This window comes from Mesorhizobium silamurunense (assembly GCF_014843825.1).
In the GTDB taxonomy this organism is placed as follows: domain Bacteria; phylum Pseudomonadota; class Alphaproteobacteria; order Rhizobiales; family Rhizobiaceae; genus Mesorhizobium; species Mesorhizobium silamurunense.
In genome coordinates this window covers 11576-34528 of record NZ_JHQR01000241.1, presented here as the reverse complement: position 1 = coordinate 34528, position 22953 = coordinate 11576, and the positions used below count along the sequence as shown (strand labels likewise).

Genomic DNA, 22953 nt, shown 5'->3' with positions numbered 1-22953 from the left:
CGATGCCGGCATCGGCGCTGCGCTCGAACGGCGCGACCACGACCTCGTCGCGGCCTATTCTGACGATCTCGCCGCGGCGCGTGCCGGCCTTGCCGCGCTGCTCGACGATGTCGCCGAGCCTTGCGATGCCGGAGAGGCCGTGCACCTTGTAGTGCGTGGGCGAAATCTCGACGACGCGACCGCCGCGGCTCAGCAATGTTTCCGGATTGTCGAACCACCGCCAGATACGTTCGAGCGCGGCGAGTCGATCCATTGGGGAATCGGCGAGCCTCTCGGGCGCGCGGAGCAGGGACGAGCCGGTCGCCATGCCGCTACTTCGAGCCGAGCGTCTTGATCGCGTCGTCGGTGGACGAAGCGCTCTGCCGGATCAGCGCCGCCGTGTTCTCGAAAGCGCGCTGCACCTGAATCAGCCGGGTCATCTCGAGCACCGGATTGACGTTGGACTCTTCCAGAAATCCTTGCGCGACGCCGACGTCTGAGCGGTCGGTGACCGGCTCTGGCGTTCGCGCAGGCACGATGCCCGAATTGCCGTAACGGACAAAATTGTCGCCGGGATCGAAATCGTAGAGACCGATGGCGCCGACGAGTTGATCGTTCTGCCTCAGCGAGCCATCAGCGCCGGCCTTTGGCGGGCCGTTGCGCGGATCGAGCTGGATCGGCGCGCCGCCGCCGTCCAGCACCGGATAGCCTTCGATCGACATCAGCTCGCCGTTCTCGTTCATGGAGAAACGGCCGTCGCGGGTCATCACCGTGCCGGCCGGCGTCTCGATGGCGAACCAGGCGTCGCCCTGGATGGCGAAGTCGAAAGGATTGCCGGTTTCGGTCAGCGAGCCGTGCGCGGTGGAAAGATAGGTCTTGCCGGAGGATGCGAAGGACACCGACTTCGGCCCGGTGCCGGAGACCACGTCCTCGAATTTCACGCCGGTGGCGCGAAAGCCGATGGTCGAGGCGTTGGCAACATTGTCGGCGATGGTATCGAGGCGGCGCTCGAGCGCAATCTGCGAGGAGAGGGCGACGTAGAGACTGTCCTGCATGGTGTTCTCAGAACTTCAGCTTCTGCATGGCCATCATCAGATCGGTCGAGATGCCGACAGTGGTCGGCTGCGCGAACAGCACGCTGACCGAGGTCACGGCACTGGAGGTCGGGTTGTTGATCTCCCACAGGCTGGTGAAGCGGGTCAGGAACTTGTTCAGCTTGTCGGGGTCCTTGAAGTCGGCGATATCGAGCTTTTGCTCGAACATCTGCGCCTGCTTGTCGATGTCGGCGGAGGCGATGGAGTCGGGCAGGCCGAGCGCGGTGCGGACCACGCTCGAAAGCGCCGTGTCGGCAAGCACGTCGTACCAGTTGGTGATGGTAGGCGCCTTGCGCTGGAAATAGAGCGCCAGCCGCACGCCCTGGTTGGTCTCGCCGGCATTCTCCTCCAGCGTCTGGCGCATGTATTTGTCGACCGCGCCTTGCTGGGCGGAGGGAAAGAGGGTGGCGGTCGAGCCATAGGCGGCAAAGTTGAAGGCCTTGACGAAGTCGGCGTAGCGCTTGTCGCTCAGCTTGTTGGCGAAGCTGTCGGAGTCGGACACGCCTTCCTTGAGCGCCTTGACCATGAAGGCCTTGGCATAGGCCATGTCCTCCAGCCCGTACGCCTTCATGGCGTAGTTGAAGAGCCGCGTGTTGTTGACGAAATTGTCGATGGTTTTGACGTTGCCGATATTGGCCAAATAGTAGTCGGTCTCGCGCTTCACGACGGGCTGCGACTCGACCTGGTCGATTGCCTTGGGGATGTCCTTGGCGATGAGCTGGTAGCTCGTATAGGTGTTCAACATATGCGCCTCCGGCCGAAGCAATCCGAGGACGATAGCGAAGCTTCCTTGTGCGAAGCTGAATCGGTTTTGCGCATCGCGATTCAAGCCTCACACAAGGCACGAGGACTATCCCTGATCCGCGACGTGACATGCGGAAGGACCTGTCGTGGGTATTCTGATCGGACTTGTGGTGACGCTTGGGTGCGTACTCGGTGGCTTCATGGCCATGGGCGGCCATCTGCATGTGCTGATGCAGCCTTGGGAAGCGGTGGTCATCTGCGGCGCAGCGCTCGGCACTTTCCTCGTCGCCAACCCGATGAAGACGGTCAAGGACACCGGCAAGGGCATTCTCGAGGCGTTCAAGCAGGCCGTGCCGAAGGAGCGCGACTATCTCGAGACGCTGGGCGTCCTGCACAGCCTGATGCGCGAATTGCGCTCCAAGTCGCGCAGCGAGGTCGAGGCGCATATCGACAATCCGGAAGAGTCGGCGATCTTCCAGGCCTTCCCGACAGTGCTCAAGAACCACGATCTGACGCATTTCATCTGCGACTATTGCCGCATCATCATCATCGGCAACGCGCGCTCGCACGAGATCGAGGCGCTGATGGACGAAGAGATCCAGACGATCCGCACCGACAAGCTGAAGGCCTATCACGCGATGGTTGCCGTCGGCGACGGCTTGCCGGCGCTCGGCATCGTTGCGGCCGTGCTCGGCGTGGTGAAGGCGATGGGCGCGCTCGACCAATCGCCGGAAATCCTCGGCGGGCTGATCGGGGCGGCGCTCGTCGGAACCTTTCTCGGCATCTTCCTGTCCTATGCCGTGGTCGGTCCGGTGGCCACCAAGATCAAGACGGTGCGCGAGAAGAAGAACCGCCTCTACATCATCGTCAAGCAGACGCTGCTCGCCTACATGAACGGCGCCTTGCCGCAGGTTGCGATCGAGTTCGGCCGCAAGACCATCTCGTCTTATGAGCGCCCGACGATCGATGCCGTCGAGCAGAGCACGATGAACGCGGGCACCGCCGAGAGGAAGGCGGCCTGAGCATGCAGAACTTCAGACAGGGCCGCTTGCCGTCATGACCAGTCCGGGCAGTCCGTCGCAAACCCGGGCTCTCATCATCGAGCGTCTCGTCGGCGACAGCGGCGAGGCCGCCCAGGTGATCGGTGTCGGCCGCGGCATGGCCGAGCGCTCGCTGCCGCTTTTGCAGAAGGCGCTTGCCGGCGAGCTTGGAGCGCCGATCAGGGTCGACCTGCAAGCAGTGGAGGTCAGCCGCGTTCCCGATGCGCGCACACGCGCCGGCGATAATTTCGCCATGACCATCGTCTCATCGCCGACCTCGGCCGACGCCATGACGCTGGTGATCGACGGGCCAGCGATCGCCGTCATGGTCTGCGCGCTGTTCGGCGGCGATCCGGACCAGCCGGTCTCGGCGATCGAGCGCGAGCTGTCGCAGATCGAAATTGATGTCGCGACCATGGTATTCCAGGAAGTCGCGGTGGCGCTGAACGGATCGGGCCGCCGCTCGCTCGACTTGCGCCTGCCGGTTCCAAAAGCGATGTCGGGCAACGAGGCAAGGCGACGCGTGCTGCGCGACGGCGCGGCGATCCGGATCGTCTATGGCGTCTCGACGCCGACCGACACCGGCACCGTCACGGTGATGATCCCGCAGCGCATCCTGCTTGCGACACGCGGCGCCACCGCTAATACGGGCGACGACGGGACAACGGAATTCGACTGGCGGGCCCGCTTCTCCGAGGAGGTGATGCGCTCGGCGGTGCGGCTCGAAGCCACCATGCCGCTCGCTCGGCTGACGCTCGGCGATCTCGCCGCCTTCCAGCCCGGCCAGGTGATCGAGTTCGAGGAGGACGCGCAGCTGCAGGCCAGGCTCAGCGCGCGCGACAAGACGCTGTTTGTCTGCGAGTTCGGCAAGCTCGGACAGAATTACACGGTCCGCATCCGGCATCCCCACGATGGCGGGCAGGACTTCATTGACGGGCTCATGCCGGGCTGAGGCCTGGCTTGGGATTATTGGAGACGAGGCATGGCAAAGACCAAGGTGGAAGCTGAACCCGAAGCCGACCAGCCGGACGAGCAGCTCGACCGCGCCATCGAGGAATTGCGCGGCGTGCTCCGGGAAGAGGAAAATCGCCCCGACGCTGCTCTCCAGGCCGGCGCCAATTCCTCGATCATCATGACGATCCCGGTCGATGTGCAGATCATTCTCGGAAGCACCGAAATGGCGGTGTCGGAGCTGATGGCGCTGCAGAAAGGCTCGACCGTGGCGCTCAACCGCCGCATCGGCGAACCGGTCGACGTGGTGGTCAACGGCCGTAGAATCGCGCGCGGCGAGATCACCGTGCTGGAACACGATCCGTCGCGCTTCGGCATCAGGCTTACCGAGATCATCGCCGCGACGAAGAGCGCCTGAGGATGGGCGGCGAGAGCATTCACCTGAAGCGGAGCCAGGCCCAATGACGTCGTTGACGCTGACGCGCCCGCAAAAGGCCGCCGCCATACTGGTGGCGATGGGCAAGCCTTCGGCCAGCCGGCTGCTCAAGTTCTTCAAGCAGGAGGAGCTGAAGGCGCTGATCGAGGGTGCCCGCCTGCTGCGCACCATTCCGCAAAGCGATCTGGAGCGCATCGTCGCCGAGTTCGAGGCCGAGTTCACGGAAGGCGTCGGCCTGCTCGACTCCGCTGACAGGATGGACACGATCCTCAACGAGTCGCTCTCGCCCGAGGAAATGAGCGCCATCATGGGCGACAAGAAATTCGAGCCGGCGCCGGAAGGGCCGCCGCCGATCTGGCCGGATCTCGAAAAGCTCGAGCCTGCGCGTCTCGGCACCTTCCTCGCCGGCGAGCACCCGCAGACGTCCGCCATGGTGCTGTCGAAGCTTGCGCCGCAGACTGCCGCCAACGTGCTGCTGACGATGGAAAAGCCGATACGCAGCCAGATCATCAGGCGCATGGTGACGATGGCCAATATTCCGGACGCGGCAACAAGGATCGTCGAGAACCAGCTACGCGTCAGTGTGCTTTCACAAAAAGCGACCAGGGACACGTCGGCCGGCCAGGAGCGCGTCGCCAGCGTGCTCAACGAAATGGCCAAGCCCGAGCTCGACGAGCTCATGCAGGATCTGGAAGAAGCCGGCACACCGGACCTTGCCGGCGTCAAGTCGCGGCTGTTCGCCTTCGACGATCTGCCGCTGCTTACCCAGAAGGCGCGCGTGCTTCTGTTCGACGGGCTGTCGACCGAGCTCGTCACGCTGGCGTTGCGCGGCGCGCAGGCGGAGCTTACCGAATCCGTGCTGTCGGCGATCGGCGCACGCTCGCGCCGCATGATCGAATCCGAGCTCGGACAGGGGTCGGAAGGCATCGCGCTGGCCGACATCATGGCGGCGCGCAAGACGATCGCCGTGGCGACCATCCGTCTTTCGCGGCAGGGAGCGTTCGAGCTTCCCTCGACGCAGACCGCCGCCGAAGCCGCCTGACGATAACGATCCGGTCAGGGCACCATGGCTGAGGCGGTCGACAAGGATTCCAAAACCGAGGAAGCCACAGAAAAGAAGATCCGCGACACGATCGAACAGGGCAAGCTGCCCCATTCGCGCGAGACGGCGATCTTTGCTTCCTTCCTTGCCATACTGGTGTTCACCGTCTTCTACGCCAAGGACGCCATCGTCAATCTCGGCATGTTCCTCGCGATGTTCCTGGAAAAGCCGGAAGCCTGGCCGATGGAGACCGAGACCGACGTCATCGAGCTCTACAAGACCGTCCTGTTCGAAATCGGCCGCGCCGTCGTCAGCCTGCTGGTGCTGCTGGTGGTCGCCGGCGTCGGCGCCTCGGTGTTCCAGAACATACCGCAATTCGTCGGCGAGCGGATCAGGCCGCAACTGTCGCGCATTTCGATCGCCAAGGGCTGGAGCCGCCTGTTCGGAGTGCAGGGCTTTGTCGAATTCGCCAAGTCGCTGGCCAAGCTTGCCTTCGCCATCGCCGTGCTCGCCTTCACGCTGTCGGAAGATCACCGCCGGCTGCTCGCCGGCATGATCACCAATCCGGTGTCGTTCGGCATGGTCATCCGCAGCATCTTCGTCGACATATTGACGGCGATAGTCTTCGTCATGGGGCTGATCGCTGTCGCCGACATCGTCTGGTCGCGCTTTCACTGGCGGCGCGACCTGCGCATGACCAAGCAGGAAGTGAAGGACGAGATGAAGCAGTCCGAAGGCGATCCGATCGTGAAGTCGCGCCTGCGCTCGCTGGCGCGCGACCGGGCGCGGCGGCGCATGATGACGGCGGTGCCGCGCGCGACGCTCATCATCGCCAATCCGACGCACTACTCCATCGCGCTGAAATATGTCCGCGACGAGGACTCAGCTCCGCTGGTGCTCGCCAAGGGCCAGGATCTGGTGGCGCTGAAGATCCGCGAGATCGCCAGGGAGCACAACATCCCGATCTTCGAGGACGTGGCGCTTGCCCGCTCCATGTACAAGCAAGTTTCGGTTGATAGCGTGATCCCGTCGCAATTCTACCAGGCCGTCGCCGAGCTGGTGCGGATCGTCTACTCGAAGAAGGCCGAGCGAAAAGTAACCCAATGAACGGACGCTGCTTGTAATCCATGAACCGGCAACCACACGCCAATTCACGCGAGCAGGTCGTCGCCAGCGCCATCCAGGAGGTGGTAGGCGAGCTGCGGCTCATCGAGGTCGCCGACTACATCGCCTTCATCCGGCTTGAGCATTTCGCCTGCCTGTCGGACCTGGTGGACTCGGCCGCGGAACTCTACTTCCAGCCCGGCACGCTCAGGCTCGGCCACGGCGGCGAAGCGCATGTCGACTGGAGCGGCAGCCCGCGCATCGTGCTAGATCTCGAGCTTCGGCCGCGCGGCGTCACCGTCTATTTCCAGCTGACGCTGACCGGGCACGGGTCGTCCGTGGTCGTCAACTACGTGTCGTTCGAGAAGCCTGGCGAGACGCCGGAGCACAACACCGCCCTGCTCGAGGACGCGATCGATGAGGCGCGCATCCGCAGGAACGAGCCGCTCGCTTATCCTTGACGATAATTTGGGGCGTTTTGACGCTTGACCTGAGCGGCTATTCGATCAGGCCAAGCCGCAGCGCCTTGGCTACCGCCTGATTGCGGTTGACGGCGTTGAGCTTCTGCGTCGACTGGGTGAGATACTGGTTGGCGGTGTGCACCGACAGTTTCAGGAGTTTTGCGATCTCTTCGCTGGTGTTGCCGTTGGCGGTCAGCTTCAGGCATTCGAGCTCGCGCTTGGAGATGGCGCGCGTCCTGCCGGTTTCGCCTGGACGGATGCGGGCGACCGCCGCGAACAGCGCAAAGCAGCGCGCGTGGATTTCACAGAGCGTGTCATCCGACAGCGTGATATCCGGTCCCAGGAAGACCACCAGCCCGCACTGACCGCGATCGGCATGTACCGGAAAGGCGATGCCGTTGGTGCCGGGCGCGAGCGGCGCGGTCGGCTCGGACCATGTCAGGGTCTCCAGCGTCCGCCGCGAGCCGGCCATATCGTTATCGGCCCACCAGCGCGGCGTCGTCGAGATGCGGCTGTGGCGCACCATCTCCTCGCCGCTGGCGCCCGAGATGAACTTGGTCGCGACGGCGGTCGACGGATAGTCGGAATCGAAGCAGGCGACCAGGCGCGCGCGCTCCAGCGAAGGGCTGACGAAGAACAGCCCGAAGCCGGAAGCGTTGATGTCGACGGCGATCCAGCGGCATCGGCGCACGGCGTCCGGAATGGTCACCGCGTTATGCGTCTCCGATCCGAGCGAGAAGGCGCCGAACGGATTGCGCTGGTCGTTGAAAAGGGCGGCCGCGGCTTCTCTGATCTGTGCGTGCTTCAAATGATGCCGCTCCTGATCGCGGTCGCAATCGCCATCGCGCGGTTGCTGGCCGCGAATTTCTGGATGGCATGCGTGATGTAGCTGTTGACGGTGTTCGACGAGACGCCAAGGATAAGGGCCACCTCGTCTGTGGTCTTGCCTTCCGACACCCAGAACAGGCATTCGCGCTCGCGGTCCGACAGCGGGTCCTGCATGGAAGCCGCGGCGATCAGTTGCGGGATGCTGGACAGCGCGTAGCAGCATTTGAGCTGCGCCTTCATCAGGGCGGTGAGATCGATTTTGCCGGGCTCGGCGGCGGAAAACAGCACGAAAAGGCGCTGGCGGCCGACGTTGAGCCTGAGCGAATAGATTTCGGCATGGCCGAGCACATCGAGCAGCCGCGCTTCCTCGCCGTTCAGCAGCGCGCCGGCATCGGGCGCGTGGGCCGCGACCAACGGCTTGGGACGCACACCGGGTGCCGTCGTCAACGGTCCCAGAGCAAGATTGGCGATCAGCCTTTTGCCGATCAGCTCGATGGCGTCGAAAATCCAGTTCGACGACACGATGCGCGCGTCGTTGCGATCCTGGTCGTGCACGATGGCGACCAGCATGTAGCTGTCGGCGCCGATATCGGCGGCAAGCTGCATGAAGAAGCTGGTGAGATCGCCGCGGGACGCCAGGCGCGAGCCTGAAGCATCGGATTGAAGAAGCGCGGCGGGACTGCTCATCTTGATATTCTGGCCGGAATCGATCCCTGTGCCCGATGCTGGCAAAAGCCAACGGCCGGACCCGAAACGCGTCACGTTCACGAAGACACACTCGAGGGCGCGCACAGCGCCCAACCGAGCCGAATCCTTTCAGGGAACGCGAAGCCGTCCGCGTCTGGTGCCGGCCGGATGCCGGAACTTGAGACTTTGGGTGGTCGCCGCGCCCCCCATGGACCGGCTGATTCGGGTCTAATCTACTCGCAGATGAATCCGACATCAAACGCGATTTGACAAATTCGAATCCGATGGACTCGCGTTGCGACTCAGCGGCCGGTCTTCGCGTTACTTGGCGGTGATTTCAGAGTTGAATTGAGCCGATGATTTCCCGGCGAGGCCGCAAAAAATTCGCCCCCGGTTGCAGCCGGGGGCGCATCTCCTTTCGACCGGATATGGTTCAGCGATCCTCGAATCCGGTCAGCACGCCGACGGCGTTGATGCCGATCTCTTCCACGGCGTAGCCGCCTTCCATGATGAACAGCGTCGGCAGGCCGAGCTTGGCGATGCGGCGGCCGATCTTGGGATAATCTTCGCTCTTCAGCTTGAACTGGCTGATCGGATCCTTCTCGAACGTGTCGACGCCGAGCGAGAGCACGACGACGTCAGGGGCGTAGGCGGCAAGCCTGGCGCAGGCGTCCTCCAGCGAGGCGTTCCAGCCGTCCCACCTGGTGCCGAATGGCATCGGATAGTTGATGTTGAAGCCTTCGCCCTCGCCTTCGCCAACCTCGTCGGCATGACCGAGGAAGAAGGGGTATTCGACCATCGGATCGCCATGAAGGTTGAGCACCTGGACGTCGCCGCGGCGATAGAAGATCTCCTGGGTGCCGTTGCCGTGGTGGTAGTCGACATCGAGGATGGAGACACGGCTTGCGCCCTGATCGCGGAACCATTGCGCGACGACGGCGGCGTTGTTGATGAAGCAATAGCCGCCCATGAAGGCGGCGCCCGCGTGATGGCCGGGCGGCCGGCAGAGCGCGAAGGCGGTCCGCTCGCCGCCCTTGACCAGCGCGGCCGCGGTCAGCGCGACGTCGTAGGACGACTTGATCGCTTTCCATGTGCCTTCGACAAAGGTGGCGCCGGCATCGAAGGAATAATAGCCGAGCAGGGCGTCGATGCGCTTCGGCGGCACGTCGCCTCGCAACCCGCGCGTCGGCCAGGTGAAGCCCATGGCCGAGCCCTTGAAGCCGGCGGCGACCCATTCCGGCCACACGGTCGGCAGGAAATCGATGTAGTGCGCTTCATGCACGCGCTTGGCGGTGGCAAGGTCGTGTTCGACCGGCCCGATGATCGGTCCAAGCTTCTCGCTCTCCACTCGCGCCTTGATGAATTCGGCCCGCGACGGCTTCTCGAAACCGGGCACGATTGCCGACGTGACCAGTTCCATCTGCCCGGTATGACCGGCGTGGAGAGGAGAAAAAACTGTCTTCATTTTGGGAGTTGGCTCGCTCTTCGGGTTTCGGTTCGATGGACCTCAAACAGCTTTGTGACAGAGAGTTTCAGCGTCGCCAAGAGGCACGGCAAATTGTTCGCTCGGGCCAGCACGGGACGGCTTGCCAGACGCCAATACTCTGCTAGCCTAAGCGCAAATGGGAGAAAATGATGCCGCAAACGGCCGATCTGATCGTCGAGAACGCCAGCATTTTGACGATGGATCCCGATACTCCCACCGCTCAGGCCATCGCCATCAAGGGCGATCAGATAATTGCGATCGCAGATCGCGATAGCGTTTGCGATTACAAAGGCCCCGCCACCCGCGTCGTCGATGCCCAGGGCGGCTCCGTCCTGCCCGGCTTCATCGAAGCGCATATGCATCTGTTCGGCGGGGCGGCCGAGCTCGACAATCTGCACCTAGCCGGCGTGCACGGTTTCGACGCGCTGCGCGACGCGATCCAGGGGTTCGCGGCGAAATGTCCGAACGCGAGGCTGCTGATCGGCGCCGGCGTCGACTATGCGATCCTGCCCGAGCCGGTGACGCGTCATCATCTCGATCGCATCATCCCCGACCGGCCCTTCGCCATGTCGGCCTCCGACCACCACACGATGTGGGCGAACACCAAGGCGCTCGAAGAGGCCGGTCTGCTCAATGGCAAGCAGGTGGGACCGGGCAACGAAGTCGTCATGGGCGCGGACGGGCTTGCCGCCGGCGAGCTGCGCGAGGGCGAAGCATTCGGCCCGATCCTCGAGCGTTTCGGCGCAAACCGAACCCGGCTCGGCCTGACGGGCGAGGAGCCGGATCCCTATCCGTCAGCCGAAGAATTGGCCGCCGACCGCGACCTCATGCATCGCGGGCTCGAGTGGTGCGCCAAGCACGGCATCACCTCGATCCAGAACATGGATGGCAACCTCTACCAGCTCGAGCTGCTCGCCGGCCTGGAGAATGAGGGGCGCTTGCTGTGCCGCACCAAGATCCCGTTCCACTTCAAGAATTTCATGACGCTGGACACGCTCGAAAAAGCCTCGCGCATGGCCGCGAGTTATAATTCCGAGTGGCTGTCGTCCGGCATGGTCAAGGTCTTCTATGACGGCGTGCTGGATTCCTGGACCGCGGTGATGGTCGATGACTATGCCGACCGTCCAGGATGGCGCGGCGAGCCGCTGTTTTCGCCCGAGCATTTCGCCGAAGTGGCGGTCGAGGCCGACAGGCGCGGTCTGCAGATCGCCGTGCATTCGATCGGCGACGGCGCGGTGCGCGCCGTGCTCGACGGTTACCAGGCGGCGCTGAAGAAGAATGGTAGGCGCGACAGCCGGCATCGCATCGAGCATATCGAGGTGACCACGCCGTCCGACGTGCCGAGGTTTGCCGAGCTAGGGGTGCTCGCGTCGATGCAGCCGCCGCATCCGCCGGGCGCCATGAATTTCCCGCTGGAGCCGACGATCTCGCGCATCGGCCGCGACAAGTGGCCGCTGAGCTATGCCTGGCGCACTTTGAAGAACGCCGGCGCGCGCGTCGTCTTCGCCTCCGATTGGCCGGTTTCGCCAGTTGACCCGATCCTGGGCATCCAGGCGGCGGTGATGCGCAAACCTTGGGCAGAAGGCCTGCCGGACCAGAGCTTCTCGCTCCATGAATCGATTGCTGGCTATACGGTCGAGGGGGCCTACGCCGAATTCATGGAACATCGCAAGGGTCGCCTGAAGCCCGGATACCTCGCCGATATCGTCGTTTTGTCGGCCGACATTGAGGCGACGGCGCCGGAAGCGCTGCACACCGTGCGGCCGGTGACCACGATTTGCGGCGGAAAGGTCACTTACCAAGCCTAAGGATGGCCGGGCCCGAGGTGTGGCATGGGTATTGCTTTTAAAAGTCGAGTTACAGCTCCGCAGTTGCCAAGCCGACCGGCTTATGGTGACAATCGAACAGGAACACACCTGCCGCCAAGAGCAGGCTCTCTCAATGGGGTAATCGTGCCGGAACAACCGGGTAAGAACGCGATCGAAGTTCGCGGTGTACGCAAAGTATTTGGAACCGGTGAAAACCAGGTAGCCGCTCTCGACACGGTGTCGGTGTCGATCCGGGAAAACGAGTTTTTTACCTTGCTCGGCCCGTCCGGATGCGGAAAGACGACGCTGCTGAGATTGATTGCCGGGTTCGATTTCCCAAGCGCCGGCGAGATCCTGCTGCACGGCCAGGACATCGCGCCGCTGCCGCCCTTCAAACGCCCGGTCAACACCGTCTTCCAGAGCTACGCACTCTTCCCGCACATGACGGTGGCGCAGAATATCGGTTTCGGGCTGGAGATGCTCGGCAAGCCCAAAGGCGAAATCGAGGCGCGCGTCGCCCAGATGCTCAAGCTGGTCAAGATGGAGGCGCTCAAGGCGCGCCGCACCAGCCAGATTTCCGGCGGCCAGCAGCAGCGCGTGGCGCTGGCCCGGGCTCTCGCGCCGCAGCCAAAGGTGCTTTTGCTCGACGAGCCGCTCTCGGCGCTCGACTACAAGCTACGCAAGGAAATGCAGATCGAGCTGAAGCGGCTGCAGCACGAGACCGGCATCACCTTTATCTTCGTCACCCACGACCAGGAAGAAGCGCTGACCATGTCCGACCGCATCGCGGTCATGTCGGCTGGCAAGATCCTGCAGGTCGGCTCGCCGCGCGACATCTACGACCGTCCGGCCGAGCGTTTCGTCGCCGACTTCATCGGCGAGACGAATTTCCTGGCCGGCACGGTGGTGTCGAAGAAGCCCGGCGTGGCGACGGTCAAATTCGCGAGCAACGCGACGATCACCGCTGGTTATCCGGAGGGCTTCCATCCATCTGGCGACGTCACGCTGGTGGTGCGTCCCGAGCACGCCGATCTGGTGCCCGACCCGGCCAAAGGCACGATCACCGGCACACTCTCCAACATCGTCTATTTCGGCACCGACACGCATTATCACGTGAAGCTCGACGGCGGTGACGAAAACTTCATCGTGCGCCACCAGAACAGCCGTTCGAACCCGGTCATTTACGAGACGGGCGCTAAGGTCGGCATCCAGTTCGAGGAGGACGCCGCGCGCGTCCTGAAAGACTGATGACGACAGCCACGCTCTCCCCAGCCACGCTTTCCAAGGCCGCGTTCTTCGAAGCCCAGGCGGTGAAAGCCGGCGCGCGGCGCAACCGGCTGCTGTCGCTGCCGGCGCTGATCATCATCGGCATTTTCGGCGTGCTGCCGCTTCTCATCATCTGCGTCTATTCGTTCCTCGTTGCTGCGCCCTATGGCGGCGTGCAGTGGCAGTTCTCGACGGACGCCTATCTGAACTTCCTGTTCCAGCGCGACATTTTCGACGACACGCTGCAGTTCACGCCGGACTTCCTGATCATCTATCTGCGCTCGTTCCTGTTCGCGGTGGTGACGACGGTCATCTGCCTGCTGCTCGGCTTCCCGACCGCTTATTTCATGGCCACCCGGCCGCCGGCGCAGCGCAACTGGTGGGTGCTTTTGATCACCATTCCGTTCTGGTCGAACCTTCTCGTGCGCACGCTGGCGATCATGTTCATCATCCGCGACGAGGGCCTGATCAACAACGCGCTGCTGGCGCTCGGGGTGATCGATAAGCCGATCACCATGCTCTACACCAATTTCGCCATCCAGCTCGGCCTGCTCTACGCCTTCCTGCCGTTCATGGTGCTGCCGCTCTATTCCAGCCTGGAGAAGCTCGACTTCCGGCTGATTGAAGCGGCCTACGACCTCTACGCGACGCGCCGACAGGTGCTGTGGCGGGTGATCATTCCGCTGTCCAAGCCAGGCATCATCGCCGGCTGCCTGCTCGTCTTCATCCCGGCGCTCGGCGCCTATGTGACGCCGCTGATTCTGGGCGGTGGCGTCCACCTGATGATCGGCGACCTCATCGCGCAGCAGTTCGGGTCCGGTCGCAACTGGCCGCTCGGCTGTGCTCAGGCGCTGATCCTGATGGCCGCGGTGCTGGTGGCGCTCTTCTTCTACGTCCGCAACACGTCGGGGAAGGTGCAGCATGGCTGAGCCCCGCGCCATCGATATCAAGGACCAGCCGGGCTTCCGCTCCATTGCCATCATCTGCCTTCTGGTGCTCTACGTGCCGGTGCTGATCCTGATGATCTTCTCGCTGAACAGCGGCTCGCTGGTCACGCATTGGGAAGGCGTCACGCTCGGCTGGTACGGCAGCGCGCTGCTCAACGAGGAATTCCACAACGCGGCACGCAACACGCTGATCATCTCGGTCAGCGCCACGATCATCTCGACCATCTGCGCCACGCTTGCCGCGATCGGCATGACCAGGGTGAAACCGTGGCGCGGGTTGGCCGCGGCTTTCATGGTCATCAACCTGCCGCTGATGGTGCCGGAGATCATCACAGCGGTGGCGACGCTTTCCTTCTTCGCGCTGATCGCCGGCACGTTCGGACTGAATTTCGGCATCGGCAACCTGATCCTCGCCCACACCGTGTTCTGCATTCCCTTCGCCTATATGCCGATCCGGGCGCGGCTGGAGGACATGGATCTGACGCTGGAATATGCCGCGGCCGACCTCTATGCGACTCCGTGGAACGCCTTCAAGCGCATCACGCTGCCCTTGCTGGTTCCCGGCATCATGTCGGGGGCGGCACTCGCCTTCATCGTCTCCTTCGACGATTTCACCATCACCCAGCTCGTCGCCGGCCCCGGCCAGACGACGCTGCCTCTCTACATCTGGAACCAGATCCGGCGGCCGATGACGCCGGAGATCAACGCCATCTCCACCATCCTGCTTCTGGTGTCGATCCTGTTCGTGTCGGTCTCGTTCCTGATCGCGCGCCGGCGCGCCAAATAATTCAAGAGCTCCAACACAAAACAATGGGAAGGCAAGGAGAACATAAAATGTCTGGAAAACTGATGGCGGCCGTTTCCGCGGCCGTGCTTTTATGGGCCGTGCCGGCGCTCGCCGACGGCGAACTGCATATCTACAACTGGGGCGACTACACCAACCCCAAGCTGATCGAGAAGTTCGAGAAGCAGTACAACGTCAAGGTGACGCTGGACGACTATGATTCCAACGAAACCATGCTCTCCAAGGTGCGCGCTGGCAATTCCGGCTACGACATCGTGGTGCCGTCGGACTACACCGTGAAGATCATGCTCGAGGAGGGCCTGCTCGAAAAGACCGAGCCCAACGCGATGCCGAACGGCAAGAACATCGATCCGCGCTTCGTCGATATCTATTGGGACAAGGGTCGCCACTACACCGCGCCGTGGCAGTTCGGCACGACGACTTTCTCCGTGAACACGGACAAGTTCAAGGGCGACATCGATACGCTGGCGATCCTGTTCGATCCGCCGAACGAGTTGAAAGGCCAGATCAACGTGCTCGACGACGTCAACACCGTCATGCACGCTGCCGAGCGCTATGCCGGCGTGCCGCGCTGCGGCGCCGACAAGGCCAGTCTGAAGAAGGTCAACGACACACTGATGGCCGCCAAGCCGTCATGGAAGACCTTCAGCTACGACACCATCACCAAGATCACCTCCGGCGATGTGATCGTGACCGAACAGTGGAATGGTGCGGCCTATCGCTCGCGCCAGAAGATCCCGGCGATCAAATATGCCTATCCGAAGGAAGGCATCGAAGGCTGGATGGACAATGTCGCGGTGCTGAAGGGCGCCAAGAATCTCGAGAACGCCAAGCTCTTCCAGGACTTCGTCATGGCGCCTGAGAACGCGGCGCTGATCTCCGAGTTCGCCGGCTACGACAACGGCATCGCCGGCAGCCACAAGTTCCTGCCGCCGGAGTTCGCCAACTCGCCGGAGATCAACCCGCCGGCAGGGGCGCCGGCAGCGGAATTCGTCCCACCATGCCCGCCCGAAGTGGTGGAGATCTACAACAAGATCTGGACCAACCTGCGCAAGTAATTCCGCAGGAACGCATGAAAGGAGGGGAGGCTCCGGCCTCCCTTTCTTATGTGCAGGGAGGATTTGATGACGTCTTACCGCAACTCCGATCCGCGGCCTCCGATCATGCAGGGTTCGCCACCGGTCATGGCGCTGCCGAAGCTCGACTGGGATCGGCCACCGTGGAACCGCTGGGCTTTCCAGCACGTCCGCGAGTTTTTGCCGACCGTCGAGGTCTGGCGCGGCCATGGCCATCGCCGCCGCCTCGAGCGCGCCAACGTCGATCTCGATGGCCTGGCGGTGGCGGATAGCGAGGGCCGGCCGACGACGCTCGCCGGCCTGCTTGACGAGACCTATGCCGACGGCTTCCTGGTGCTCAAGGACGGCAAGGTCGCCTATGAGCGCTATTTCAATGGCATGGACGAGCGCACGCTGCATCTGTCGCAGTCGATGGCGAAGTCGGTCACCGGCTCGGTGTGCGGCATACTGGTCGGGCGCGGCCTGATCGACCCGGCCAGGCTGGTGACGGATTATCTTCCGGAGCTCGGCGAGACCGCCTGGGCCGGGGCCACCGTGCAGCACGTGCTCGACATGACGACGGGCGTGCGCTTCTCCGAAGAGTACACCGATCGCTATTCCGAAATCGGCCAGGTCGATGTCGCCACCGGCTGGAAGCCGATCCCGCCGGGCAGCGATCCCGACTTCCAATGGCCGTCGCATCTGTTCGAGCTGATCCTGCGGTTGAAGGACAAGGTGCGCGAGCATGGCGCGGCCTTCGAATACCGCTCGATCGAAACCGACGTGCTTGCCTTCATCATGGAGCGGGTGAGCGGCAAGCGCCTGGCGGAGCTCATCTCGGAAGAGCTCTGGCAAAAGCTCGGTGCCGACGAGAGCGCCTGCTTCACGATCGACAGCGCCGGCTATGCGCTGGCCGACGGCGGGTTCAACGCGACGCTGCGCGACTATGGCCGCTTCGGCCAGCTGATCCTCGACGGCGGCGGCGGCGTGATCCCGGCCGACTGGATCGAAGCGACGCGTACCGGCAAGCACGGACCGAATTTCAGCCCGAGCATTCCCGACGGCAGCTACCGCAACCAGTTCTGGATCGAGGATTCGCGCTCGCGCTCGCTGATGTGCCGCGGCGTGTTCGGCCAGATGATCCATATCAGCTGGGAGCACAGGATGGTCGTGGTGAAGCTTTCGACCTATCCGGATTTCCTGAACTCCGCCTATTCGGTGGCGACACTGAAGGCCGTGCACGCCATAGCTGCCGCGCTTCGCTGACCGGCAGACACAGAAAACCGGGAGACAATCGTGGCCGGCAAGACTGCGTTCGAGACGAAATATGGCTTTGCCCGCAAAGATGTGCGGCTCGACAACTGGCGGCTGAGGCCGTTCAGCCAATGGTCGTTCCAGAATGTCGGCGAACTGGTGCCGAGCGCGCACGTTGCCGCCGCGCCAAATGGCGAAGAGCAGGCCAGATCGCTTGGAAGTTTGCTCGGCGAGAAGGTGAGCTTGGCTGGCGGCTCCGAAACCGTCGAGGCCTTTCTCAAGCGCTCCGACACTGACGGTCTGGCGATCATGAAGGGCGGCAGGCTCGTCGGCGACTGGTGGGCGCCGCACATGCCGTTCGGCCAGCGTCACATCATCTTTTCGATCAGCAAGTCGGTAACGGCGGTTCTCGCCGGTATCCTGGAAGGCGAGGGGGTGTTCGACGCGGAAGCGCCCGTGACACAGTACCTCCCCGAGGCCAAGGGCTCGGCATATGGCGATGCAAGTGTGCGCAACGTGCTCGACATGAACGTCAGCCTTGATTTCGAGGAAGCCTATCTCGATCCGGAAAGCGCCTTCGCCCGCTATCGCCGCGCGACGCTGTGGAATCCGGGCGGCGGATCCGAAAGCCTCGCTGCTTTTCTTTTCACGTTGCCGCGCCTCGCCGAACCGCATGGGCAGACCTACCGCTACCGGTCCCCCAATTCGGATGTGCTCGGCATTCTTATCGAGCGGGCATCCGGCAAGCGCGTCAGCGATCTTTTGAGCGAAAAACTCTGGCTGCCGCTAGGCGCTGCGAGCGAAATGTCGGTGACGGTCGACATGGAAGGCACGGCGCGCACGGCCGGCGGCATGTCGATGACGCCGCGCGATCTTGCCCGCATCGGCGAGATGATGCGGCAAGGCGGCGCGGCCAATGGCCGCCAAATCGTGCCGGAGGCCTGGGTGCGCGACACTGTTGCCGCCGGCGGCAGCTACGAGGCCTGGCAGCGCGGCACGATGGCGTTCCTTTTCCCGAAAGGGCGCTACCGCAACAAATGGTACCAGATGGGCACGGCAAGCGGTGCTTTCTGCGGCATCGGCATCCATGGCCAGTGGCTCTACGTCAACCCGAAAGCCGAAGTGGTGATCGCCAAGATGTCGTCGCAGCCGGAACCGGTGGACGATCGGCTCGACGTCGAGCTCGTGGCGTTTTTCGAGGCGCTGAGTACGATGGTCTGAGCCGTTCGGCCGGTCGTCCTCATAGCTGTTTCCTGTGGACCTTCATGGTCGGTTGAAAACAGCGCGGTTGGCGCGGCGGGCGTCCCGGCCTATGGTCGCCGCTCTTTTCGACAGGGACCAGCATGGCATCGGATATCAAGCGTATCGCAGCAATCATTGCGGCCGAGATCGGCGCGAGGCCGGAACAGGCCGCGGCGGCAATCGGGTTGCTGGACGAGGGCGCGACAGTCCCGTTCGTGGCCCGCTACCGCAAGGAGGTCACCGGCGGGCTCGACGATACGCAATTGCGCGACCTTTCCGAGCGGCTCGCCTATCTGCGCGAGCTCGATGCGCGCCGCGAGACGATCCTCGGCTCCATTCGCGAGCAAGGCAAGCTGACCGAGGAGCTCGAGGCCAAGATCGCTGCGGCGAGCACCAAGGCGGAGTTGGAGGACATCTACCTGCCCTACAAGCCGAAGCGCCGCACCAAGGCCGAGATCGCCAGGGAACGCGGGCTCGGGCCGCTCGCGCAGGCGATCCTTGCCGACCGTTCGGCGGTGCCGGCCGAGCTCGCGCTCGCCTATGTCACCGAGGAGGTTGCCGATGCGAAGGCCGCGCTCGAAGGCGCGCGCGACATCCTGTCGGAGCAGTTCGCCGAGAATGCCGATCTGGTCGGGAAGCTGCGCGCCTATATGAAGGAACGCGCCTTCCTGCGCGCCAAGGTCGTCGACGGCAAGCAGGAGGCGGGCGCGAAATTCTCCGACTATTTCGACCATGTGGAGCGTTGGGCCGGCGTACCGAGCCACCGCGCCTTGGCCATGCTACGCGGCCGCAACGAAGAGGTGCTGTCGCTCGACATCGAGGTCGATGCCGATGATGCTTCCACGGTAAAGCCGATCGAGCGCATGATCGCCAATGCCTATGCGATCGGTGCCAGCCTGCCGGGCGACCGCTGGCTGATGGAGGTGGCCGGCTGGACCTGGCGGATCAAGCTGTCGCTGCACTTGAGCCTCGACCTGATGCGCGACCTGCGCGAGCGGGCCGAGGAAGAGGCGATCCACGTCTTCGCGCGCAACCTCAAGGACCTCTTGCTTGCGGCGCCTGCCGGCTCGCGGCCGACCATGGGCCTCGACCCCGGCATCCGCACCGGCGTCAAGGTGGCGGTGGTCGACGGCACCGGCAAGCTGGTGGCGACGACCACGGTCTATCCGTTCCCGCCGAAAAGCGATGTGCGCGGCACCCAGGCGGAACTTGCAAAACTCATCCTCCTGCACAGGGTGGAGCTGATCTCGATCGGCAACGGCACCGGCAGCCGCGAGACCGAGAAGCTGGTGGCCGACATGCTGTCCAACCTGCCTTCGGATGGCGCGCCGAAGCCGATCAAGGTGATCGTCAGCGAAGCCGGCGCCTCGGTCTATTCGGCCTCGGCGACGGCTGCAGCGGAATTCCCCGGGCTCGACGTATCACTGCGCGGCGCGGTGTCGATCGCCAGGCGCCTGCAGGACCCGCTCGCCGAACTGGTCAAGATCGAGCCGAAGTCGATCGGCGTCGGCCAATACCAGCATGATGTCGACCAGTACCGGCTAGGCCGCTCGCTGGAAGCCGTGGTAGAGGATGCGGTCAATGCCGTCGGCGTCGATCTCAACACGGCGTCCGCGCCGCTGCTGGCGCGCGTTTCGGGGCTGGGGCCATCGCTTGCCGAGGCGATCGTCGCGCATCGTGATGCGGGTGGGCCCTTTGCCACACGCCGCGATTTGTTGAAAGTGGCGCGGCTCGGGCCTCGCGCGTTCGAGCAATGCGCCGGCTTCCTGCGCATCCCGAACGGCACCGAGCCGCTCGACGCTTCGGCGGTGCACCCCGAGGCCTATGGCGTGGCGAAAAGAATAGTCGCCGCCTGCGGCCGCGACGTGCGTTCGCTCATGAGCGACAGCACCGCGCTGAAGGCGCTCGACCCGCGCGTCTTCGTCGACGAGCGCTTCGGCCTGCCGACGGTGCGCGACATCATCGCCGAGCTGGAAAAGCCGGGACGCGATCCGCGCCCCGGCTTCAAGACGGCGACGTTTGCCGAGGGTGTAGACGACATCAAGGACTTAAAGCCCGGCATGCTGCTCGAAGGCACCGTCACCAATGTCGCGGCATTCGGCGCCTTCGTCGACATCGGCGTGCACCAGGACGGCCTGGTGCATGTCTCGCAACTGGCCGACCGTTTCGTGAAGGACGCGCATGAGGTGGTGAAGGCCGGCGACGTCGTGAAGGTGCGGGTCGTCGATGTCGACATCAAGCGCAACCGCATCGGCCTGTCGATGCGCAAAGATGGCGGCGAGGGCGCACCTCGCGGTGGTCAGCGCGATCAGGGCGGCGGCAAGCCTGCGCCACGCTCGCCGGCGCCGCAGCGCCAGCCCGAACGGCCGGCACAGGGTGCTTTCGGCGCGGCGCTCGCTGAGGCGATGAAGCGGAAGTAGCTACCACGCCAGAAAAGCTGGCTCCTTCTCGACCTGGCCCAGCAGCCAGTCGCGAAAACTGGCAACCGGTGGTTGGCCGCGTTTGTCATGCGGGACAACGAGGTAATAGGCGCTGCGGCTCTGCATCGGCTGGCCCGGCGCCGGCAGCAACTGACCGCGCTGCAATTCTCCGGCAATCAGGATTTCCGGCAGCAGCGCCACGCCGAGCCCCGCCATGCAGGCCTGGGCGACGGTGCCGAACTGTTCGAATTGCATCCCGGGGCCGGTGGGCGCGCTGAGACCCTGCTCTTCGAACCATTCGCTCCAGGCGCCGGGGCGCGTCGCCATGTGCAGCAGCGGCAGGCGGCTGATATCGGCCGGCGTGGCGATGTCGCGGCTGGCCAGAAATTCGGGTGAAACCACCGGCATGACGGTCTCGCGCATCAAAAGCGTGCAATCCGCGTCCGGCCAGTCGGGCATGCCGTGATGGATCGCGGCGTCGAGGCGCTCGCGGGCGAAGTCGAAGCGGCCGATGCGTGTGGCGAAGTTGATGGTGATGTCCGGGTGGCGGGCGACGAAATCCGGGATCAGCGGCATCAGCCAGCGCGTGCCGAAGGTCGGCAGGATGGCAAGGTTGAGAACGCCGCTATGCCGATTGCTCATCAATCCGAGCGCGGCATCGCGCAATTGGCCGAGCGCCGAGCGCACGGCTTCGGCGTAGATTTCGCCCGCCGGCGACAGCCGAACATTGCGGCTGTCGCGCTCGAAAAGGCGGCGACCGAATTGCTCCTCAAGCAGGCTGATCTGTCGGCTGACGGCGCCCTGGGTCAGATCGAGCTCGCGCGCGGCAGCGGTGAAGGAGCCGAGACGCGCCACCGCCTCGAAGGCGGCAAGCGCGCCGGTGTTCGGCAAAAGGCGGCGCTGGACATTCATGATCCATTACTAACGCTCATTGATCCGTGATGCAATTTCGTTTGATTTTTTCCATGGGGAGGCCGATAAGCCGGGCAATCCAAGATTTTGCCGGGAGACCGAGGTCATGGCCGCCGAGAAGAACGCCTTTGTCTGGAACGATCCTTTCCTGATCGAAGACCAGATTTCCGAGGACGAGCGCATGGTGCGCGACGGCGCGGCGGCCTTCGCGGCCGACAAGCTGGCGCCACGGATCGAGGAAGCCTATGTCGAGGAAAAGACCGATCCGTCGATCTTCCGCGAGATGGGCGAGGCCGGCCTGCTCGGCGTCACCATTCCGGAGGAATATGGCGGGCTCGGCGCCAATTACGTGACCTACGGGCTGGTCGCGCGGGAAGTCGAGCGCATCGATTCCGGCTACCGCTCGATGATGAGCGTGCAGTCGTCGCTGGTCATGTATCCGATCCATGCCTATGGCTCGGAAGAGCAGCGCAAGAAGTATCTGCCGAAGTTGGCTTCCGGTGAATGGATCGGTTGCTTCGGCCTCACCGAGCCGGACGCCGGCTCCGATCCGGGCGGCATGAAGACGCGGGCCGAAAAGACGGCGAACGGCTATAGGCTCTCCGGCTCCAAGATGTGGATATCCAACGCGCCGATCGCCGACGTGTTCGTCGTCTGGGCGAAGTCGGCAGCACATGACAACCAGATCCGCGGCTTCGTGCTGGAGAAAGGCATGAAGGGCCTGTCGGCGCCGAAGATCGGCGGCAAACTCTCGCTGCGGGCCTCGATCACCGGCGAGGTGGTGATGGAGGGCGTCGAGGTCGGCGAAGGGGCGCTGCTGCCCAATGTTTCGGGCCTGAAAGGACCGTTCGGCTGCCTCAACCGGGCGCGCTACGGCATTTCCTGGGGCGCGATGGGCGCCGCCGAGGATTGCTGGCACCGGGCGCGGCAATACGGCCTCGACCGCAAGCAGTTCGGCAAGCCGCTCGCCGGCACGCAGCTCTTCCAGAAGAAACTCGCCGACATGCAGACCGAGATCGCGCTCGGCCTGCAGGGTTCTCTGCGCGTCGGCCGGCTGATGGACGAAGGCAAGATGGCGCCGGAAATGATCTCCATCGTCAAGCGCAACAATTGCGGCAAGGCGCTCGACATCGCCCGCCAAGCCCGCGACATGCATGGCGGCAACGGCATCCAGATCGGCTATCACGTGATGCGCCACGCGCAGAACCTGGAGACGGTCAACACTTATGAGGGCACGCATGACGTGCACGCGCTGATCCTCGGACGTGCCCAAACAGGCATTCAAGCTTTTTTCTAAGCCGGCAACGCTGCTTAAATTAGGTGCAGCGCAACATCTCCGCTTGGAGAATGCCCAGGACCTGTGTCAGGGTCTGGCGGTAAAACGCCATTCCC

Annotated in this window: 21 protein-coding genes and 1 pseudogene; 15 read left to right on the top strand and 7 right to left on the bottom strand. The window is 63.7% G+C overall.

All coding sequences use genetic code 11. The annotated features are described in order from the left end of the window. From fliI to DH10_RS25820, 3 genes and pseudogenes are all read right to left on the bottom strand, one after another. Window positions 1-253, bottom strand: a pseudogene (gene fliI / locus DH10_RS25830) (flagellum-specific ATP synthase FliI); the annotation flags it as partial. 58 nt (window positions 254-311) lie between these two features. Then, window positions 312-1034: a flagellar basal-body rod protein FlgF gene (gene flgF / locus DH10_RS25825; RefSeq protein WP_192254959.1), complete on the bottom strand. Its 723-nt coding sequence runs from the start codon at window positions 1032-1034 to the stop codon at window positions 312-314. Between the two features lie 7 nt (window positions 1035-1041). Then, on the bottom strand, window positions 1042-1818 hold the full coding sequence (locus tag DH10_RS25820) for a DUF1217 domain-containing protein (protein ID WP_192254957.1): 777 nt from the start codon (window positions 1816-1818) through the stop codon (window positions 1042-1044). A 145-nt stretch (window positions 1819-1963) separates the two neighbouring features. Between DH10_RS25820 and motA the strand changes: the two genes are divergently transcribed. Genes motA through DH10_RS25790 form a run of 6 tightly spaced genes read left to right on the top strand, consistent with a single transcriptional unit; the run spans window position 1964 to window position 6851 of the window. Continuing rightward, entirely contained in the window at window positions 1964-2839 is an 876-nt protein-coding gene (gene motA / locus DH10_RS25815) for a flagellar motor stator protein MotA (protein WP_192254955.1), read from the top strand. Window positions 2840-2873: 34 nt separating this feature from the next. After that, window positions 2874-3809 carry a FliM/FliN family flagellar motor switch protein gene (locus DH10_RS25810; protein ID WP_192254953.1) on the top strand — a complete coding sequence of 312 codons (936 nt, stop codon included), beginning with the start codon at window positions 2874-2876 and terminating at the stop codon, window positions 3807-3809. A gap of 30 nt (window positions 3810-3839) precedes the next feature. Continuing rightward, on the top strand, window positions 3840-4226 hold the full coding sequence (gene fliN / locus DH10_RS25805) for a flagellar motor switch protein FliN (RefSeq protein ID WP_192254951.1): 387 nt from the start codon (window positions 3840-3842) through the stop codon (window positions 4224-4226). Between the two features lie 43 nt (window positions 4227-4269). Continuing rightward, entirely contained in the window at window positions 4270-5286 is a 1017-nt protein-coding gene (locus DH10_RS25800) for a flagellar motor switch protein FliG (RefSeq protein ID WP_192254949.1), read from the top strand. A gap of 24 nt (window positions 5287-5310) precedes the next feature. Then, window positions 5311-6393: a flagellar biosynthesis protein FlhB gene (gene flhB / locus DH10_RS25795; RefSeq protein WP_192254947.1), complete on the top strand. Its 1083-nt coding sequence runs from the start codon at window positions 5311-5313 to the stop codon at window positions 6391-6393. 20 nt (window positions 6394-6413) lie between these two features. After that, entirely contained in the window at window positions 6414-6851 is a 438-nt protein-coding gene (locus tag DH10_RS25790) for a hypothetical protein (RefSeq protein WP_192254945.1), read from the top strand. A gap of 37 nt (window positions 6852-6888) precedes the next feature. On the opposite strand, the gene DH10_RS25785 is transcribed toward DH10_RS25790, so the two are convergent. The 3 genes from DH10_RS25785 to DH10_RS25775 all read right to left on the bottom strand — a co-directional run bounded on the left by DH10_RS25785 (window position 6889) and on the right by DH10_RS25775 (window position 9831). Next, window positions 6889-7659, bottom strand: coding sequence for a helix-turn-helix transcriptional regulator (locus tag DH10_RS25785; protein ID WP_192254943.1), 771 nt, complete (start codon window positions 7657-7659; stop codon window positions 6889-6891). After that, a complete protein-coding gene (locus DH10_RS25780) occupies window positions 7656-8366 on the bottom strand; it encodes a helix-turn-helix transcriptional regulator (protein ID WP_192254941.1) in 711 nt (236 codons plus the stop codon). Before DH10_RS25780 ends, DH10_RS25785 begins: the two co-directional genes overlap by 4 nt. Window positions 8367-8799: 433 nt before the next feature. Further along, entirely contained in the window at window positions 8800-9831 is a 1032-nt protein-coding gene (locus tag DH10_RS25775; RefSeq protein ID WP_192254939.1) for a histone deacetylase family protein, read from the bottom strand. Window positions 9832-10001: 170 nt separating this feature from the next. On the opposite strand from DH10_RS25775, the gene DH10_RS25770 reads away from it, so the two are divergent. The 8 genes from DH10_RS25770 (at window position 10002) to DH10_RS25735 (ending at window position 20649) form a co-directional block, all read left to right on the top strand. Continuing rightward, window positions 10002-11660 carry an amidohydrolase gene (locus DH10_RS25770; RefSeq protein ID WP_192385504.1) on the top strand — a complete coding sequence of 553 codons (1659 nt, stop codon included), beginning with the start codon at window positions 10002-10004 and terminating at the stop codon, window positions 11658-11660. A 144-nt stretch (window positions 11661-11804) separates the two neighbouring features. Next, entirely contained in the window at window positions 11805-12908 is a 1104-nt protein-coding gene (locus DH10_RS25765; protein ID WP_192254935.1) for an ABC transporter ATP-binding protein, read from the top strand. Continuing rightward, the gene (locus DH10_RS25760) at window positions 12908-13855 is read left to right on the top strand and encodes an ABC transporter permease (protein ID WP_246506451.1); all 948 of its coding nucleotides are present in this window, start codon (window positions 12908-12910) and stop codon (window positions 13853-13855) included. The genes DH10_RS25765 and DH10_RS25760 overlap by 1 nt, the downstream gene beginning before the upstream one ends. Beyond that, complete coding sequence (locus tag DH10_RS25755; protein ID WP_192385503.1) at window positions 13848-14660, top strand: ABC transporter permease; 813 nt, start codon at window positions 13848-13850, stop codon at window positions 14658-14660. Before DH10_RS25760 ends, DH10_RS25755 begins: the two co-directional genes overlap by 8 nt. Before the next feature lie 47 nt (window positions 14661-14707). Next, on the top strand, window positions 14708-15736 hold the full coding sequence (locus tag DH10_RS25750; protein WP_192254931.1) for an extracellular solute-binding protein: 1029 nt from the start codon (window positions 14708-14710) through the stop codon (window positions 15734-15736). Between the two features lie 66 nt (window positions 15737-15802). Beyond that, window positions 15803-16999, top strand: coding sequence for a serine hydrolase domain-containing protein (locus tag DH10_RS25745; protein ID WP_192254929.1), 1197 nt, complete (start codon window positions 15803-15805; stop codon window positions 16997-16999). Window positions 17000-17029: 30 nt separating this feature from the next. Further along, window positions 17030-18208 carry a serine hydrolase domain-containing protein gene (locus DH10_RS25740; protein ID WP_192254927.1) on the top strand — a complete coding sequence of 393 codons (1179 nt, stop codon included), beginning with the start codon at window positions 17030-17032 and terminating at the stop codon, window positions 18206-18208. A gap of 122 nt (window positions 18209-18330) precedes the next feature. Then, window positions 18331-20649, top strand: coding sequence for a Tex family protein (locus tag DH10_RS25735; RefSeq protein WP_192254925.1), 2319 nt, complete (start codon window positions 18331-18333; stop codon window positions 20647-20649). On the opposite strand, the gene DH10_RS25730 is transcribed toward DH10_RS25735, so the two are convergent. After that, window positions 20650-21561 (bottom strand): LysR family transcriptional regulator, encoded by a 912-nt coding sequence (locus DH10_RS25730; protein WP_192254923.1) that lies wholly within the window; start codon window positions 21559-21561, stop codon window positions 20650-20652. Window positions 21562-21667: 106 nt separating this feature from the next. Here DH10_RS25730 and DH10_RS25725 point away from each other — a divergent pair, with 106 nt between their 5' ends. Further along, a complete protein-coding gene (locus DH10_RS25725) occupies window positions 21668-22858 on the top strand; it encodes an acyl-CoA dehydrogenase (protein ID WP_192254921.1) in 1191 nt (396 codons plus the stop codon). Window positions 22859-22953: the final 95 nt, after the last annotated feature.